The organism is Telluria sp. AC161, assembly GCF_979258535.1.
In genome coordinates this window covers 4,689,891-4,704,760 of the sequence record NZ_OZ409861.1, presented here as the reverse complement: position 1 = coordinate 4,704,760, position 14,870 = coordinate 4,689,891, and the positions used below count along the sequence as shown (strand labels likewise).

Here is a 14,870-nt window from a genome sequence, read left to right as displayed (position 1 = left end):
ATGTTGTCCGCCCTGTCCCACCCGAGCTTGCGCAATTGTCGCCGGCTGTTCCTGCGCAATTACGAAGTGATGATCAATATCGGCGTGCACGATTTCGAAAAGAAGGGCGAGCAACGTGTGCTGATCAATGTTGAGCTGTACATTCCGCTCGAGATGTCGACGCCCAAGGCCGACCAATTGGCTGAAGTCGTCGACTACGACTTCATGCGCGAGACGGTGGCCCAGCGCATTTCCAAGGGCCATATCCACCTGCAAGAAACCCTGTGCGACGACATGGTCGAGGCCATGCTGGCCCATCCGCGCGTGCGCGCGGCGGGCGTGTCGACGATGAAACCCGACGTGTATGCCGATTGCGAAGGCGTCGGTGTCGAAGTATTCCGTATCAAGGACGAAGCATGAACGAAACCGTTATCGAGCGCCTGACCGAGGCGGACTTCCCGCTGGGCGAGGCCGCCCCCGTGATCGACGCCAAGAAGCAGGAAAAGATCGCCCACGAAAACCACAAGCTGCACAAGCGCCTGTGCCGCCAGGTCGGCCAGGCCATCGGCGACTTCAACATGATCGAAGACGGCGACAAGGTGATGGTGTGCCTGTCGGGCGGCAAGGACAGTTACGCACTGCTGGACATCCTCCTGACGCTGCGCGAGCGCGCACCGATCCACTTCGACATCGTCGCAGTCAACCTCGACCAGAAGCAGCCGAACTTCCCGGCCGACATCCTGCCGGCCTACCTGGACAAGCTCGGCGTGGACTACCACATCGAAAACCAGGACACCTACAGCATCGTCAAGCGCCTGATCCCGGAAGGCAAGACCACCTGCTCGCTGTGCTCGCGCCTGCGCCGTGGCATCCTGTACCGCGTTGCCGATGAGCTGGGCTGCAACAAGATCGCGCTGGGCCACCACCGCGACGACATCCTCGAAACCTTCTTCCTGAACATGTTCTTCGGCGGGAAACTAAAAGGCATGCCGGCCAAGCTGGTGTCGGACGATGGCAAGCACATGGTGATCCGCCCGATGGCGTATGTGAAAGAGGCTGATACCGAGCGTTATGCTGAGGTCAAAGGCTTCCCGATCATCCCGTGCGACCTGTGTGGCTCGCAAGAGAACCTGCAGCGCAAGCAGATCAAGAACATGCTGCGCGAGTGGGAGAAAAAACATCCGGGGCGCGTGGAGAGCATTTTCTCGTCACTGTCGACCGTGGTGCCGTCGCATCTGATGGACCGTAACCTGTTCGGCTTCGCGGATTTGAAAACGGATGGCGTGGCCAATCCGCTGGGGGATATCGCGTTTGATGAAGAGCCGTGTTCGACGCCGGTGGCGGGGACGATTTCGTTGACGCAGCTGTGATTGTCAAAGCCGGGGTCAGGTCAAAGCCGGGGTCAGGTCTGACATTTGGACACGGCCTCAGCACTAAGCATGCGGTTTCGCTTTCTCGAAAGCAGCAACCGCCCGGCTGACTGTTTTGGTCGAGACGCCAAAGGCGATCGCAATCTGCGGCATGGTATAGGCAGTCGATCGGTAGGCGCGCGCCATCGCCTCATCCCTGGCAGAATACCTGGCCTGGTAGTCAGCCAGGGGAAGCGCTACTGCGCGCCGCGTCGCCCGCTTGGTTTCCATGAGCGCTTCTGATCGCTGCATCTGCTGGTGCGCCGATACGAAAACTTCATCCCCTAGAAGGATTTGATGGCGGGTGGCGTCCAGCGGATTTGCTTGTCCGACACCCGCCAGTACAAACGCCTGATATGCCTCAATGGCGCTGGTGCGTGTGTCACCAAAGCGCTCCAGGAGCCGGTCGCGCGCCAGCCATTCAGGCGGCGTTTCATCCCCGATAAAATAGCGATGACTGCTCCATCGCCATTGATCCAGCGCGTCGACAACATGTGCACGCAGTGGATTCAACACGATGTATCGAGACACTTCCAGAAGATAACTTTCCTTCTGCACCAGGATCGCTTTGTAGCGCCCTTGAAACAAGTGCCCGACGAGATCATGTCGTCGATTGACATGCTGCGAATACACGCCGTTAAGCTGACGCATGCATTGCGCAAGATTTGCTTCGACCGTTTCGATCAGCAGATGGTAGTGATTGGTCATCTGGCAAAAGCTATGGATGACGCAGTGGTGGCGTTCACACACCTTCGCAAGAACCTCCAACCAAATCCGGCGATCGGCTTCATCGCGATAGATCGTGTTACGCCGGTTACCGCGCGACGTCACGTGGTACAGCGCGCCGGGAAAGTCGAGTCTGAGTGGTCGTGTCATTCGGCCACGCTACCGGATGCGGGATGGCCGGCGCTGAGATTGCTCAGCATCCAAGAAGGCCAGGGACGACATCGACGAAGGCCGAGCTCGTGTCCAAATGTCAGACCTGACCCCAGCTTTGTTTCGACTAAAGCCGAGCTCGTGTCCAAATGTCAGACCTGACCCCGGCTTTGGAAGCAGCTTGATTCAGTTCAGGCGCCCATTGACACCACCGATGCTGTAACGCCCCGCACCCAGCAGCGCGACTGCCACTGCAGCAAAGAAGAACATCCCCTGCAATTCCAGTGCCCAGCCGCCAGTCTCGTTGAGCGTGAAGAACTGGCTCGTGTGCGCCAGCAGCACGGCGACGATCATGTTGATGGCCACGATCAGCGCGGCAGGACGCGTGAACAGGCCAAACAAAATGAGCAGCGGTGCGACGACTTCGCCGATGTATACGCCGTAGCCAAACACGGCAGGCAAGCCGGCTTTGGCCAGCATGTCGGCCACGAAGCCGATGCCGCCGCTCAGTTTGGCAACGCCGTGGAACAGCAGCATCGCGGCCAGGGCGACGCGCAGCATCAGTTTGCCGGCGTCGTTGTTGTTGGTATTCAGTTGTGTGGTCGTGGTGTGCATGATCGTTCTTTCGTAAATGAAAACAAGGTAAATGATTAATTGAACGCGTAGGCATCCATGGCCAGTACGCCATGTTCGACACTCGTGTGCAGCACGGACGCCCTGGCGTCCAGCCCGGCCGCGCCCATCGCCACGAACAGCGGCAGCAGATGTTCTTCGGTCGGATGATTTTTTGCAGCCATCGGCGCCAGCTGGCGGTAGTCCAGCAGGGCGGCGCGGTCATTCGCCATCAGCCGCTCGCGCATCCAGGCGCCGAAGTCGCTGACCCAGGCTGGCGGCGGCGCATCGGCGCTGTGTCCGCGGATTTCATACAGGTTGTGCGTCAACGATCCCGAACCGATGACCAGCACGCCCTCCTGGCGCAAGGCCTGCAACGCCAGGCCCAGTTGCTCATGGCGCGCGGGATCGGCGCCATGGACGATCGAGATCTGCATCACGGGCACATCGGCTGCCGGATACATCAGGCTGAGCGGAACCCACGCGCCATGGTCCAGGCCCCGTGTCGCGCTGCGCCCGACGGGGATGCCGGCCGCCTCGAACAGCGCTGCGGCGCGTTCAGCAGCGGCAGGTGCCCCCGGCGCCGGATAGCGCATGTCGAACAGCGCTTGCGGGAAGCCGCCAAAGTCGTGGATCGTTTCCGGCTGGGTGGCCAGCGAGACGGCCGGGCCGCCAGCGGTTTCCCAATGCGCCGACACAACCGCAATTGCGTTCGGCCGTGGCAATGTCTGGCCCAGGCCCTGCAGGAAGCGGCGTGCCGGGCTGTCCTGCAGCGCAAGCATCGGCGAGCCGTGTGAGACAAAGATCGTGGGCAAATTCATGGTGCACCTCGTTAAGTGATGCGTGCATGGTACCTACGTCCCTGTCGTTGATAAAGCAGGGGAACGTGGTTAGACTGTTTCCTTTTGATTGACAATCCCGCCCAATGGATTTGCTAGGCTCGATGAAAACCTATGTTGCCGTGGTCGACAGTGGCAGCTTCGCCGCTGCGGCGACCAAGCTGGACGTGTCACGCGCCATGGTGTCCAAGCAAGTACAAAAGCTCGAGGAACATCTGGGCACGCGGCTATTGAACCGCACCACCCGGCGCCTGAGCCTGACAGAAACCGGCCGCGCCTTCCACGAGCGCAGCGTGCAGATCCTGGGGGATGTGAACGAGGCCGAGCAGATTGCTGGCCAGATGACGACGCTGCCGCGCGGCGTGCTGCGCGTGACGATTCCGCTGTCCTACGCCCAGCATCGCCTGGGCAGCATCATCGGTGCGTACACCCAGGCCTACCCGCAGGTACAGCTCGATATTGCGCTGTCCGACCGCAAGGTCGACCTGGTCGAAGAAGGCTTCGATGTGGCGATCCGGATCGGTGCCCTACCCCAGTCGGATCTGATCGCGCGCAAGCTGGGCGTCGCGCGCAGCATCGTGTGCGCCTCGCCCGGCTACCTGGCCACACACGGCACGCCGCAGACGCCGCACGACCTGAGCCGGCATACGTGCCTGAGCTACTCATTGAGCGGGGGTGGCACCGACTGGCGCCTGGAATCCGCAGGCGAACATCTCACCGTGCCGGTGAATGGCCCCATCCGGGCCGACAACGGCGACATGATCCGCCTGGCGGCGCTGGCCGGTGCCGGCATCGTGTTCCAGCCGCACTTTATCGTGGGCGAGGATCTGGCTGCCGGGCGGCTCGTGCAGGTGCTGCCCGGCTGGGAGTCAGCCGAGCTGGGCATTCATGCGCTCTATCCGAGCCGCAAGCATTTGTCGGCCAAGGTGCGCACCTTCGTCGACTTCGTCGTGGCCGCGCTGGCATGAGCCGGCCCGGCCGACGCCATTAATACAGCACCACCGAGCGGATCGATTCGCCGCTCTTCATCAGATCGAACCCTTCATTGATGCGCTCGAGCGGGAGGCGGTGCGTGATCAGGTCATCGATATTGAGTTTGCCTTCCATATACCAGTCGACGATCTTCGGCACATCGGTGCGGCCACGCGCACCCCCAAAGGCCGAACCGCGCCACTCGCGGCCCGTCACCAGCTGGAATGGGCGGGTGGCGATTTCTTCGCCAGCGGCTGCCACGCCGATGATGAACGATTTGCCCCAGCCCTTGTGCGTGCATTCCAGCGCCTGGCGCATCGTGTTGACGTTGCCAACGCACTCGAAACTGTAGTCGGCGCCGCCATCGGTGATCTGCACGATCGCGTCGACGACATTCTCGACTTCTTTTGGATTGACGAAATGGGTCATGCCGAACTTGCGCGCCATGGCCTGGCGCGCCGGGTTGATGTCGACACCGATGATCTTGTCGGCGCCCACCATTTTTGCTGCCTGAATGACGTTCAGGCCGATGCCGCCCAGGCCGAACACGACCACGTTGGCGCCCGCTTCGACCTTGGCCGAAAACAGCACCGCGCCCACGCCGGTCGTCACGCCGCAACCGATGTAGCAGACCTTGTCGAACGGGGCATCTTCACGGATTTTCGCCAGCGCGATTTCCGGCACCACGATGTAGTTCGAGAAGGTCGACGTGCCCATGTAGTGAAACAGCGGCTTGCCATCGAGCGAAAAGCGGCTGGTCGCGTCCGGCATCAGGCCGCGGCCCTGCGTACTGCGGATCGCCTGGCAAAGATTGGTCTTTTGCGACAGGCAGAATTTGCACTGGCGGCATTCCGGCGTGTAGAGCGGGATAACGTGGTCATCCTTTTTTAAAGTCGTCACGCCAGAGCCCACGTCGACCACGATGCCCGCGCCTTCATGACCCAGGATTGCCGGGAACAGGCCTTCCGGATCGGCGCCGGACAGCGTGTAGTAATCGGTATGACAGATGCCGGTCGCTTTTAGTTCAATCAGTACTTCGCCCTCGCGCGGGCCTTCCAGGTCGACTTCTTCGATGGTCAATGGCGCGCCGGCGCGCCAGGCAATGGCTGCTTTGGTTTTCATGGTGATGGTCTCTGGCTGAATAAAAATGGAATGCCGCCATTCTGCAGGCGCGGGCCTGGCCACCGGCGCCGCCTGGGCAGAAATGGCAGGATTTGGTGCAATAATGACCGGATCTTCGCCACTGACCGCCCTGCCGATGCCTTCTGCGCCACCTCTGGACACCATCACCGTCGACATCGTCGTCTACCCCGGCTTCAAGGCGATGGAAGCGATCGGCCCCATGTCGGTGTTCGAGTACGCCAACCTGCACCTGGCGCGCCAAGGCAAGGCGGCCGGCTACGATGTGCGCGTGGCGTCCTTCAAGACCGGGCCGATCCGCTCGGACACCCTGATGTCGCTCGAGGCCACGAAGGTGGTCAACACGCTGGCCCTGCCCCACACCGCGATGGTGGTCGGTGCGCGCCATATCCAGGCTGCGCTGGTCGAAGGCGCTGCCCTGATCGACTGGATCCGCGACGCCGCCCCGCGCCTCGAACGCCTGAGCGCCCTGTGCTCGGGCGCCTTCTTCCTGGCCGCCGCTGGCGTGCTCGACGGCAAACGCGCCACCACGCACTGGGGCGTGGCCGATCGCCTGCACGCCGATTTTCCGGCCATCGACATCGATGCCGACGCCATCTTCATCCGCTCCGGCAATGTCTGGACCTCGGCCGGCGTCACGGCGGGCATGGACCTGGCCCTCGCGCTGGTGGAACAGGACTTCGGGCGCGCACTGGCGCTGGACGTGGCCACCGAGATGGTCGTGTATCTGAAGCGCCCGGGCGGCCAGTCGCAGTTCAGCGCCCACCTGCTCAGCGAGCGCACGGCGAAACCGACGATCCGTGAGCTGCAGGCCTGGATTCTGGAGAATCTGCACGAGCGCCTGTCGGTCGCCCAGCTGGCGCAGAAAGCGATGATGAGCGAGCGCCATATTGCCCGCGTGTTCCAGCAAGAGGTGGGCATGAGCACGCAGGAATTCATCGAAACCTGCCGCTTCGAGCGCGCTACCCAATTGCTGGCCGATGTAGCGCTGCCGCTGAAGACGGTCGCGGCACGTGCGTGCTTCAGCGACGAGGCGCAGATGCGACGGGTGTTCCTGAAAAAGCTGGGGATTGCGCCGAAAGTGTATCGCGAACGCTTCGCCACCACGGGTGTCGCGGCCGATCGCGCCGCCAACGCGCACGACAACTGACCGCCCCGTGCTACGCTGTTTTTAACCACATCCACGCTGAAAGACTGCGATGCAATTTTCCCTGACACGACCCTTGCAACTGTTGGGACAAATGGCACTGGCCGCTGCCCTGCTCGCGCCCTGCGCTGCCATGGCTGAACCCGACATGATCTACCTCGTGCGCCACGGCGAAAAAGCCGCCGACGGCAACGACCCGTCGCTCACGCCGCAAGGCCGGCAACGGGCGCAGAATATCGCAACCATGCTGCACCGCGCCGGCATCCAGGCCATCTTCAGCAGCGCCACCGTCCGCACGCTCGAGACCGCGAAACCACTGTCCGCGTCACTCAGCCTGCCCGTGCAGCAATACGACGCAGGCAAGCCAGAGGCGCTGGTCGCCAAGGTCAAGGCGCTGCAAGGGCCGGTGCTGGTGGTGGGGCACTCCAATACACTGCCGGAACTGGTGCGGCTGTTCGGCGGTGCGCCAGGGACCGAGATTGGGGACAACGAATTTGACCGGGTATATCAGCTGGTCAATGGCGCAGATGGCAAAGTGACGACCGTGCTGTTGACGTCGTTGCCGGCAACGCCGTAGAAGCGGCGTCCTTCATTGTCGTGCGTGGCGGCAATGGCATGCTCCAACAGCGTTTGCTGGCGGGGCCCATGGTGTTCGCAGCGAATGCAGCTACTGTAGCTTTTCTTTCTTCTGCTGTTTCACGACGAAAAGCGCCATGGCGGCAGAAGCCAGAAGCAATACAACACTGGCTGCGTCGACGTCAACGCGTACCCGGACATCTACTTTAACGTCTTTCATCTTCACCTCACAAAGTTGTTGTTGTGATCACAGAGCTGACGAAATCATAACCCAGCCCGGGCAAACCCTGTGTTCAGGCGAAGCAGTGATGCAGCCAACCCATTCTGATGCGCTTGCTGCCTGCGTCGTACATACCCCCGCACGGCAGCGCCCGCCGTCGTGCAGAATCGACAAGATTGCGTCACAATCAGATGTCGTCGCGTAGCCGACGACCATCACTCGCAACATACCATCATGCATTCACTAGGAGGCTTACCATGCGCTGGGAAACACCTGAAGCAATTGATTTCCGTTGGGGTTTTGAAATCACCATGTACGTGCTGAACCGTTGATGTTTAATTCCGGCAGGTACCGATGAACGATTCTGTCATCGGTACCTGCCACTCCGGTTATCAGCGATAACCATGTGAAAGGTTGGATACGCTGTTGAAAATCCGCATTCTTGGTTCGGCAGCGGGAGGTGGTTTTCCGCAGTGGAATTGTAATTGCCTGAACTGTGATGGCATCCGCAATGGCACCATCCAGGCTGTAAGCCGCACCCAATCCTCGATCGCCGTGAGCGACGATGGCATCGACTGGGTCCTGGTCAATGCATCCCCCGATATCCTGGTGCAAATCCGCGCCACACCCGCCCTGCAACCTGCCCGCGCCGTGCGCGACACCGGTATTGCGGCCGTGCTGCTGATGGACGCCCAGATCGACCACGTGACTGGCTTGCTGATGCTGCGCGAGCGCGGCACGCCCCTGCCCCTGTATGCGACCGCCGAGGTGCTGGCCGACCTGTCGCAAGCGCTGCCTTTGACGCGCGTGCTTGGCCATTATTGCGGCGTCGAGCCGCACACGCTGGCGATCGATGGCCAGCCGTTCCCGATTGCGCCACTGCGCGACACGACGTTCCTGCCGGTTCCGCTGTCGAGCAAGGCGCCGCCTTATTCATCGCACCGCAATGACCCGCATCCGGGCGACAATATCGGCCTGATGCTGCACGACAGCGCCAGCGGCGCGCGCGTGTTCTACGCACCAGGGCTCGGCCAGATGACCGATGCGGTGGAAGCGGCGATGCGCCAGGCCGATGTGCTGCTGGTCGATGGCACCTGCTGGAGCGACGACGAAATGATCACGCTCGGCCTGTCGAAAAAAACGGCCCACATGATGGGCCATCTGCCGCAGTCCGGACCGGGCGGCATGATCGAGGTGCTGGCGCGCATGCCGGCGCGCCGCAAGATCCTCATTCATATCAACAACAGCAATCCGATCCTGCGCGAAGACTCGCCCGAGCGTGCCGAACTGGCCACGCACGGCATCGAGGTCGCGTTCGACGGCATGGACATTACCTTATGACGCCCTCCCCCGATAGCAAAGGCCAGTTGGCGCCCTGGTCGCGCGCCGAATTCGAACAGCAGTTGCGGGCGATGGGCAAGAGCTACCATATCCATCATCCGTTCAACCTGCGCATGAATGCCGGGCAATGCTCGCCCAAACAGCTGCGCGGCTGGATCGCCAACCGCTTCTATTACCAGTTCATCATCCCGAAAAAGGATGCGGCGATCCTGTCCAATTGCGACGATCGCGCGACGCGCCGCCTGTGGATCGCCCGCATTCTGGACCATGACGGCTACGACGATTACCAGGGCGATGCCCAGGGTGGCATGGAAGCCTGGACCCAGCTGGGCGAAGCCGCCGGCATTCCCCGCGCCGAACTATGGTCGCTCCAGCATGTGGTGCCGGCGGTGCGCTTTGCCTGCGACGCGTATGTCGATTTTGCGCGCCGCTCGCCGTGGCAAGAAGCGGTGTGCTCATCGCTGACCGAGATGTTCGCGCCGCAGATCCACAAGGACCGCCTGGCCGGCTGGCCAACCCAGTATCCGTGGGTGGAACCGGCCGGCCTGCATTATTTCCGCAGCCGCATTCCGCTGGCCCAGCGCGATGTCGACCATGGCCTGGCCGTGACGCTCGACTATTTCACGACCCGGGCGCAGCAGGGGCGTGCACTCGAGATCCTCAAGTTCAAACTGGACATCCTGTGGGCCATGCTGGACGCCATCGAAAAAGCCTATCCAACATGAACGATCCCCTTATCCCCGCCACACCGGCACTGAACCGGCGCTTTCGCCTGCAATGGGAAGACGCCCAGCAGGCCTACGTGCTGCTGTACCCGGAAGGCATGGTCAAACTGAATGGCAGCGCCGGCGAAATCCTGAAATGCTGCAACGGCAAGACCACGGTCGACCAGATCGTGCACGACCTGGAAACCAAATTCCAGGCTACCGGCCTGCGCACCGATATCGAGGGCCTGCTGGCCCACGCCCATCAGCACAAGTGGATCGAATGATGCTGCCAACCGTTATTGCCAAGAGCAGCGCGCCCACCGTGTCGCCGCCGTTCTGGCTGCTGGCCGAATTGACTTACCAATGCCCGCTGCACTGCGCGTTTTGCTATAACCCGCTCAATTACGATGCGGTGCGCAATGAATTGACGACGGGCGAATGGGTGCGGGTCATGCGCGAAGCGCGCGCGCTGGGCGCCGTGCAGCTGGGCTTTTCGGGGGGCGAACCGCTGATGCGCGACGACCTCGAAGAACTGGTCGCCGAAGCGCGTCGCTTGGGCTTTTACAGCAACCTGATCACGTCGGGTGTCGGCCTGAATGAAACCCGTATCGCCGCGCTCAAGAACGCCGGGCTGGATCATATCCAGTTGTCGTTCCAGGATTCCACCCGTGAGCTCAACGATTTCCTGAGCAGCACCAAAACCTTCGATCTCAAGCTCAAAGTCGCCAAGCTAATCAAGCAATACGATTACCCGATGGTGATGAATTGCGTGCTGCATCGGTATAACCTGCCGCATGTCGGCAAGATCATCGAGATGGCGCTGGCGCTGGGCGCCGAATACCTGGAGCTGGCCAACACCCAGTACTACGGCTGGGCCATGAAGAACCGCAACCAGCTGATGCCGACGCTCGAGCAGGTGCGCGACGCCGAACGCGTGGTGGCGCAATACCGCGAACGGATTGGCGACGCCTGCAAGCTGCTGTTCGTGGTGCCCGATTACTTCGAGGACCGCCCCAAGGCCTGCATGAATGGCTGGGGCGCGGTGTTTCTTGGTGTGGCGCCGGACGGCGTGGCGCTGCCCTGCCACAATGCGCGCGACCTGCCGGGCTTGAATTTGCCGAACGTGCGCGACGTGGGCCTGGCCGACATCTGGCGCACCAGCACCGCGTTCAACGCGTACCGTGGCAATGACTGGATGCAGGAGCCATGCCGCAGCTGCGACGAAAAAGGGCGCGATCTCGGTGGCTGCCGCTGCCAGGCATTCATGCTCGCCGGTGACGCGGCAGCGACCGACCCCGTCTGCAGCAAGTCGCCCAAGCGCGGCGAAGTCGACAAGGTGATCCGCTTTGCCAGCCAGCGCCCGGCCGGGCTGGACAACGCCCACGTGATCGAGCAGCCGATCGTGTTTCGCACGAACGCGAATTCACGCAATCTCCTGCAGACCGACACGTAAGGCGTGCCGGTCCGCAGGGACCAGGTTACAGCGCCGTATCCGTACGCAGCACCGGATACAGATTCAACCGCTCGTCATACGATGAATGCCGCTTGGCGAAGAACGCCAGGCGCGCCTGCGAATCCTTGGCAAACGCCGGGTCCGATGCCAGGCGCTGGGCAAATTCGGCCGCCACTTTCGGGTCGGCCGCCATCTGCTCGCGCGCCACGTCTTCGGCCACGTAGTCTTCCATGTATTCCTTGCGCTCGAAGGCCGTGTTGAACGTGCCCCAGGCCAGCAGCGAATCGGGCGCCTGCGGTTCGAACATCGCCACCACCAGCCGCGCCTTTGGCTGCGCGATCGGCACGAACAGCGAACCGGCCGTCACCGCGCGCGGCTCCGCCGTCCACTTGCCCGTGACCGTCAGGCGCTGGTGCCCTTCGACCGAGGCGGCGTCCAGCGTGGCCTTGTCGGCGCGGAAGGTCTCGACATTCGCGCGAGCAATGCCCTGGTCCAGCTTGCGGAACACGACGCCGTGCTGGCGCAGCTTCTCGCCAACGATGGCCGCTTGCGCCGCCGGCACGATGTAGCCGGCGCCCGGCGCGGTAATTTCCACATCGGCGACGACCTCGTCGCGCAGCGGCACGCGCCACACCTGTGGCTTGGTTTCGTCGTAGCGCGTCATCAGGCCGCCCGAGATTTCCGATGGCTTGCGCGTGTATTCGTAGCCGTTGAAGTTGACCATCTCGGTCTTGTCGGTGGTGCGGTAGTTCAGCGCCAGCTTTTTGTTGCCCAGTTTTGCGGCGCGCGCGTCGGCCGCATAGGCTGCTTTTTGCCAGTCCGCGCCGTGCTTTGCGACCTGGTTCAGCACCGACACCACGGTGTTGCGGGTGATGCGCACGCGCACCGGGTACTCTTTCCACGAGTGCGTTTCCACCAGCATCGCCATGCGGTTACGCAGCTGGAAGTAGCCGGTCGAAAAACGCGGATCCGACACGCTGTCCTCGAAGCCCGACATCGGGTCGTCCTGCTTCACGAACGACATGTAGTACGACTGCGGCGTCGAGCCCTCTTTCGCGATGTCCTTGATGACATTGGTGCGCAGCGCCAGGCCAGCCTTGCGAAATTCGGGGTCGCCCGAATACACCGGCTCGACCTGGATCGAGATATCGTGCTGGAACTTGGCGCCGTTGGTCGCGTGCAGGTCGACATAGGTCAGCGGATCCCAGGCATTTACCAGGCCCAGCATCGCCTGCATTTCCGGCGCGTCGGCCTTCAGGTAGTCGCGGTTCAGGTTCAGGTTCTGGGCGGTGGTGCGCCAGCCCATTTCCACCGGGCCGCGCTGGTTCGGGCGGTTCCATTTGCCAAAGCGCTCGTGTCCGTCGACGTTAAACACTGGCACGAACAGCAGTACCTGCTTGTCCAGCGCGCCCTTGCCCGCGCGGCCTTCAAGGATCTCGCGCAGCGCCAGGAACCCCGCGTCCTTGCCGTCGATCTCGCCGGCGTGGATGCCGCCCTGGATCAGCGTGACGGGCAAGCCCGCCTTTTTGGCAGCCGCGGGCGTGAACACGCCGTTGTTGTTGGCCACCAGCGCCTTCATCGGGCGGCCTTCCGGCGTGATGCCGAAGTCGATGCACTGGACCTGCTTTGGATACGCCTGCGCAAAGGCAGCGCACAGCGCGATCGTTTCATCGTAGCGGCCGGTGGCCTGGAAGCCGGAGCGTTCCGAAATCGTCGTCAGGTCGGGGGTAGCGGCGTGCGCCAGGGGGAGTGCAGACAGCAGGGCCAGCAGTAACGCAGAACGAATCATCGAGAAGCTCCGGCAGGTGACAGGGAAGCCGACGATTATAGACGTGTTCTTGACGCAAAGTTAAGTTCTGGAAACACAAAAGGCGGCGCGCCGATTGGCCACGCCGCCCGTCAATACGGCCGGTCTGCTCAGCGCGGCGGTGCGCCGGGTGTCGGCCGGATCGCGATTTCTTTTACCTGGGGTCGCACGATTTCCATCGGCACGATGCGGGCGCGGCTCGTGGTCGAGACCGGGCACGCCTGCGTGGCGCGATAGGTCAGCGCGGCAGCCAGCAGGCCTTCGCTCTCGTCGCCCACGGGCCGCGTCAGATCGTCGCTGACCTGGCAGGTCGGTGCAAAGCCATCGGTAAAGTCGCCGAAGCCCTTGTTGTTGACGCCCTTGAACTCGATCGAGAAATACGTCGTGCCGCAGTTGGGCACCGGCGTGAAACCGTATGGCTTGCCGCAGGTGGTGCCGCCAATCTGGATGACTTCGACGTCGGCGCCGCGCAAGCCGTTGATCACCGATTCGCTGGCCGAGCAGGTGCCGGCCGTGCTCAGTACCGTCACGCGTTTCAGGCCCAGCGTCGGCAGCGGCGTGCCGGTGCGCACCGGGTTGCTCGAGGCGAAGCCCCATGCGGTCGAGCGGAACGGCAGCGGCGCTTCGCGCGGCAATTTGTCGTTGTACTGCGATTGCTCGAACACCTTGCCATTCGTCGCCTCCGGCCCCGAGACCATATACGCCAGCTGGCTGGCCAGGTACAGCAGGCCGCCACCGTTGTAGCGGATGTCGAGCACCAGGTCGTTCACACCGGCCTGGCGGAACGTGGTGAAGGCGTCGATCAGCTGCTTTTCGGAGACCGCGTTGAAGGTGTCGAAGGTCAGGTAGCCGACCTTGCCGCTCGCGGTCTCGATGATCTTGACGTTCTTGACCGGTGCGATGCGCACGTCGGCGCCCGTCATCGTCACCTCGAACGGCACGCCACCGCGCTGCAGCGTGAAGCGGTGCGCGCTGCCGGCGGTGTCAGGGAACAGCGCCAGGTTGAGGCGCGCGATCGATGCCGTGTCGGTCGTGTTGATGAAGTCGATGCCATCGACTTTCGTCAGCTGGTCGCCGCGCAGCAGGCCCGCGGCGGCGCCCGGCGAACCCGGCTCCACGGCCGTGATCAGCCAGGTGCGCGGCGCCGTGCCGCTCGCGTTGCGCGACCACGTGATGCCGTAGCCAAGATCGATCCCCTGGGTCTGCATCGCGTCCCATTCGGCGGTCGGATAGGTGAAGTGGTAGCGGTCCTTGGCTTGCCCGGTGGCGGTCACGGCCGGGGTCTTGAGCACGTCGAAGTAGTCGATCGCGCTCTTGAAATCGGCCATCTTGTAGGTGTTCGGGACTTCGTTGTACCAGAGGTAGTACTGGTTGGTCCAGGCGCGCAGGAATTTCAGTTCGTCCAGCAGCGTGCCCTGCACATCGGGGAAGGCCTTGCCGCTGGCGTCAACGCCCGTGCGCGGCGCGGCGCACTTGTTCCAGTAAGTGCCGTAGGCGTCGCCAAGCAGGTTGGGATTGAGGTCTTCCGGCGTGGCGCCACTGGTGGCCGGGGTCGGGGTCGGGGTCGGGGCTGGCGTCACCGGCGCCGTATCCGCCACCGGTGGCCGAGCGCCCACGCCGGGCGAGCCGCCACCGCCGCCACAGCCGGCAAGAACCAATAGCGCACCCAGCGCGCTTGACATCAGACGGACGGGAATTGCCTTGCGCGGGAGGGAGAATGTCGGGCTCATGCGGATGATTATAGACGGCGGTTTTCCTGCACAACACCACCAAATGTCACAGTGAGGCCAGG

At 62.6% G+C, this 14,870-nt stretch carries 17 protein-coding genes; 10 read left to right on the top strand and 7 right to left on the bottom strand.

The genetic code is table 11. The features are described 5' to 3' along the window. Window positions 1-399: a dihydroneopterin aldolase gene (locus ACZ0AJ_RS20980; protein ID WP_258837096.1), complete on the top strand. Its 399-nt coding sequence runs from the start codon at window positions 1-3 to the stop codon at window positions 397-399. After that, entirely contained in the window at window positions 396-1,349 is a 954-nt protein-coding gene (ttcA, locus tag ACZ0AJ_RS20975) for a tRNA 2-thiocytidine(32) synthetase TtcA (protein WP_258837095.1), read from the top strand. Before ACZ0AJ_RS20980 ends, ttcA begins: the two co-directional genes overlap by 4 nt. Window positions 1,350-1,412: 63 nt before the next feature. On the opposite strand, the gene ACZ0AJ_RS20970 is transcribed toward ttcA, so the two are convergent. From ACZ0AJ_RS20970 to ACZ0AJ_RS20960, 3 genes are all read right to left on the bottom strand, one after another. Beyond that, window positions 1,413-2,264 (bottom strand): transposase, encoded by an 852-nt coding sequence (locus ACZ0AJ_RS20970; RefSeq protein ID WP_499456365.1) that lies wholly within the window; start codon window positions 2,262-2,264, stop codon window positions 1,413-1,415. A 186-nt stretch (window positions 2,265-2,450) separates the two neighbouring features. Further along, window positions 2,451-2,879: a DoxX family protein gene (locus ACZ0AJ_RS20965; RefSeq protein WP_499456364.1), complete on the bottom strand. Its 429-nt coding sequence runs from the start codon at window positions 2,877-2,879 to the stop codon at window positions 2,451-2,453. Window positions 2,880-2,914: 35 nt separating this feature from the next. After that, on the bottom strand, window positions 2,915-3,697 hold the full coding sequence (locus tag ACZ0AJ_RS20960; RefSeq protein WP_499456363.1) for a DODA-type extradiol aromatic ring-opening family dioxygenase: 783 nt from the start codon (window positions 3,695-3,697) through the stop codon (window positions 2,915-2,917). 122 nt (window positions 3,698-3,819) lie between these two features. On the opposite strand from ACZ0AJ_RS20960, the gene ACZ0AJ_RS20955 reads away from it, so the two are divergent. Further along, on the top strand, window positions 3,820-4,683 hold the full coding sequence (locus ACZ0AJ_RS20955; RefSeq protein WP_499456362.1) for a LysR family transcriptional regulator: 864 nt from the start codon (window positions 3,820-3,822) through the stop codon (window positions 4,681-4,683). Between the two features lie 19 nt (window positions 4,684-4,702). Here ACZ0AJ_RS20955 and ACZ0AJ_RS20950 read toward each other — a convergent pair whose 3' ends face one another. After that, window positions 4,703-5,809, bottom strand: a complete 1,107-nt coding sequence (locus tag ACZ0AJ_RS20950; protein WP_499456361.1) for an S-(hydroxymethyl)glutathione dehydrogenase/class III alcohol dehydrogenase — start codon at window positions 5,807-5,809, stop codon at window positions 4,703-4,705. A gap of 103 nt (window positions 5,810-5,912) precedes the next feature. Between ACZ0AJ_RS20950 and ACZ0AJ_RS20945 the strand changes: the two genes are divergently transcribed. Next, window positions 5,913-6,977: a GlxA family transcriptional regulator gene (locus ACZ0AJ_RS20945; RefSeq protein WP_499456360.1), complete on the top strand. Its 1,065-nt coding sequence runs from the start codon at window positions 5,913-5,915 to the stop codon at window positions 6,975-6,977. Window positions 6,978-7,026: 49 nt separating this feature from the next. After that, the gene (locus tag ACZ0AJ_RS20940) at window positions 7,027-7,551 is read left to right on the top strand and encodes a SixA phosphatase family protein (RefSeq protein WP_499456359.1); all 525 of its coding nucleotides are present in this window, start codon (window positions 7,027-7,029) and stop codon (window positions 7,549-7,551) included. Between the two features lie 90 nt (window positions 7,552-7,641). Here the strand turns inward: ACZ0AJ_RS20940 and ACZ0AJ_RS20935 are convergent, their stop codons facing one another. Beyond that, window positions 7,642-7,770 carry a hypothetical protein gene (locus ACZ0AJ_RS20935; RefSeq protein ID WP_499456358.1) on the bottom strand — a complete coding sequence of 43 codons (129 nt, stop codon included), beginning with the start codon at window positions 7,768-7,770 and terminating at the stop codon, window positions 7,642-7,644. A 107-nt stretch (window positions 7,771-7,877) separates the two neighbouring features. Between ACZ0AJ_RS20935 and pqqA the strand changes: the two genes are divergently transcribed. The 5 genes from pqqA to pqqE all read left to right on the top strand — a co-directional run bounded on the left by pqqA (window position 7,878) and on the right by pqqE (window position 11,271). Next, window positions 7,878-8,102 carry a pyrroloquinoline quinone precursor peptide PqqA gene (gene pqqA, locus ACZ0AJ_RS20930; RefSeq protein WP_499456357.1) on the top strand — a complete coding sequence of 75 codons (225 nt, stop codon included), beginning with the start codon at window positions 7,878-7,880 and terminating at the stop codon, window positions 8,100-8,102. Window positions 8,103-8,193: 91 nt separating this feature from the next. Continuing rightward, complete coding sequence (pqqB, locus tag ACZ0AJ_RS20925; protein ID WP_499456824.1) at window positions 8,194-9,111, top strand: pyrroloquinoline quinone biosynthesis protein PqqB; 918 nt, start codon at window positions 8,194-8,196, stop codon at window positions 9,109-9,111. Next, window positions 9,108-9,836: a pyrroloquinoline-quinone synthase PqqC gene (gene pqqC / locus ACZ0AJ_RS20920; RefSeq protein ID WP_499456356.1), complete on the top strand. Its 729-nt coding sequence runs from the start codon at window positions 9,108-9,110 to the stop codon at window positions 9,834-9,836. The genes pqqB and pqqC overlap by 4 nt, the downstream gene beginning before the upstream one ends. Further along, window positions 9,833-10,102 carry a pyrroloquinoline quinone biosynthesis peptide chaperone PqqD gene (pqqD, locus tag ACZ0AJ_RS20915; protein WP_499456355.1) on the top strand — a complete coding sequence of 90 codons (270 nt, stop codon included), beginning with the start codon at window positions 9,833-9,835 and terminating at the stop codon, window positions 10,100-10,102. The genes pqqC and pqqD overlap by 4 nt, the downstream gene beginning before the upstream one ends. Beyond that, window positions 10,102-11,271, top strand: a complete 1,170-nt coding sequence (gene pqqE, locus ACZ0AJ_RS20910; protein ID WP_499456354.1) for a pyrroloquinoline quinone biosynthesis protein PqqE — start codon at window positions 10,102-10,104, stop codon at window positions 11,269-11,271. The genes pqqD and pqqE overlap by 1 nt, the downstream gene beginning before the upstream one ends. A 25-nt stretch (window positions 11,272-11,296) precedes the next feature. Here pqqE and ACZ0AJ_RS20905 read toward each other — a convergent pair whose 3' ends face one another. Further along, window positions 11,297-13,060 (bottom strand): M14 family metallopeptidase, encoded by a 1,764-nt coding sequence (locus tag ACZ0AJ_RS20905; protein WP_499456353.1) that lies wholly within the window; start codon window positions 13,058-13,060, stop codon window positions 11,297-11,299. A gap of 128 nt (window positions 13,061-13,188) precedes the next feature. Next, a complete protein-coding gene (locus tag ACZ0AJ_RS20900) occupies window positions 13,189-14,808 on the bottom strand; it encodes a S41 family peptidase (protein WP_499456352.1) in 1,620 nt (539 codons plus the stop codon). Window positions 14,809-14,870 lie beyond the last annotated feature (62 nt).

Bases quoted from the DNA above. Each gene is read 5' to 3' on its own strand.
- ACZ0AJ_RS20960 (WP_499456363.1), bottom strand. From the start codon at position 3,697: ATGAATTTGCCCACGATCTTTGTCTCACACGGCTCGCCGATGCTTGCG.
- pqqC (WP_499456356.1), top strand. From the start codon at position 9,108: ATGACGCCCTCCCCCGATAGCAAAGGCCAGTTGGCGCCCTGGTCGCGC.
- ACZ0AJ_RS20980 (WP_258837096.1), top strand. From the start codon at position 1: ATGTTGTCCGCCCTGTCCCACCCGAGCTTGCGCAATTGTCGCCGGCTG.
- ACZ0AJ_RS20935 (WP_499456358.1), bottom strand. From the start codon at position 7,770: ATGAAAGACGTTAAAGTAGATGTCCGGGTACGCGTTGACGTCGACGCA.
- ACZ0AJ_RS20900 (WP_499456352.1), bottom strand. From the start codon at position 14,808: ATGAGCCCGACATTCTCCCTCCCGCGCAAGGCAATTCCCGTCCGTCTG.
- ACZ0AJ_RS20970 (WP_499456365.1), bottom strand. From the start codon at position 2,264: ATGACACGACCACTCAGACTCGACTTTCCCGGCGCGCTGTACCACGTG.
- ACZ0AJ_RS20940 (WP_499456359.1), top strand. From the start codon at position 7,027: ATGCAATTTTCCCTGACACGACCCTTGCAACTGTTGGGACAAATGGCA.
- ACZ0AJ_RS20965 (WP_499456364.1), bottom strand. From the start codon at position 2,879: ATGCACACCACGACCACACAACTGAATACCAACAACAACGACGCCGGC.
- pqqA (WP_499456357.1), top strand. From the start codon at position 7,878: ATGCGCTTGCTGCCTGCGTCGTACATACCCCCGCACGGCAGCGCCCGC.
- ACZ0AJ_RS20905 (WP_499456353.1), bottom strand. From the start codon at position 13,060: ATGATTCGTTCTGCGTTACTGCTGGCCCTGCTGTCTGCACTCCCCCTG.
- ACZ0AJ_RS20945 (WP_499456360.1), top strand. From the start codon at position 5,913: ATGACCGGATCTTCGCCACTGACCGCCCTGCCGATGCCTTCTGCGCCA.
- ACZ0AJ_RS20950 (WP_499456361.1), bottom strand. From the start codon at position 5,809: ATGAAAACCAAAGCAGCCATTGCCTGGCGCGCCGGCGCGCCATTGACC.
- ttcA (WP_258837095.1), top strand. From the start codon at position 396: ATGAACGAAACCGTTATCGAGCGCCTGACCGAGGCGGACTTCCCGCTG.
- ACZ0AJ_RS20955 (WP_499456362.1), top strand. From the start codon at position 3,820: ATGAAAACCTATGTTGCCGTGGTCGACAGTGGCAGCTTCGCCGCTGCG.
- pqqE (WP_499456354.1), top strand. From the start codon at position 10,102: ATGCTGCCAACCGTTATTGCCAAGAGCAGCGCGCCCACCGTGTCGCCG.
- pqqD (WP_499456355.1), top strand. From the start codon at position 9,833: ATGAACGATCCCCTTATCCCCGCCACACCGGCACTGAACCGGCGCTTT.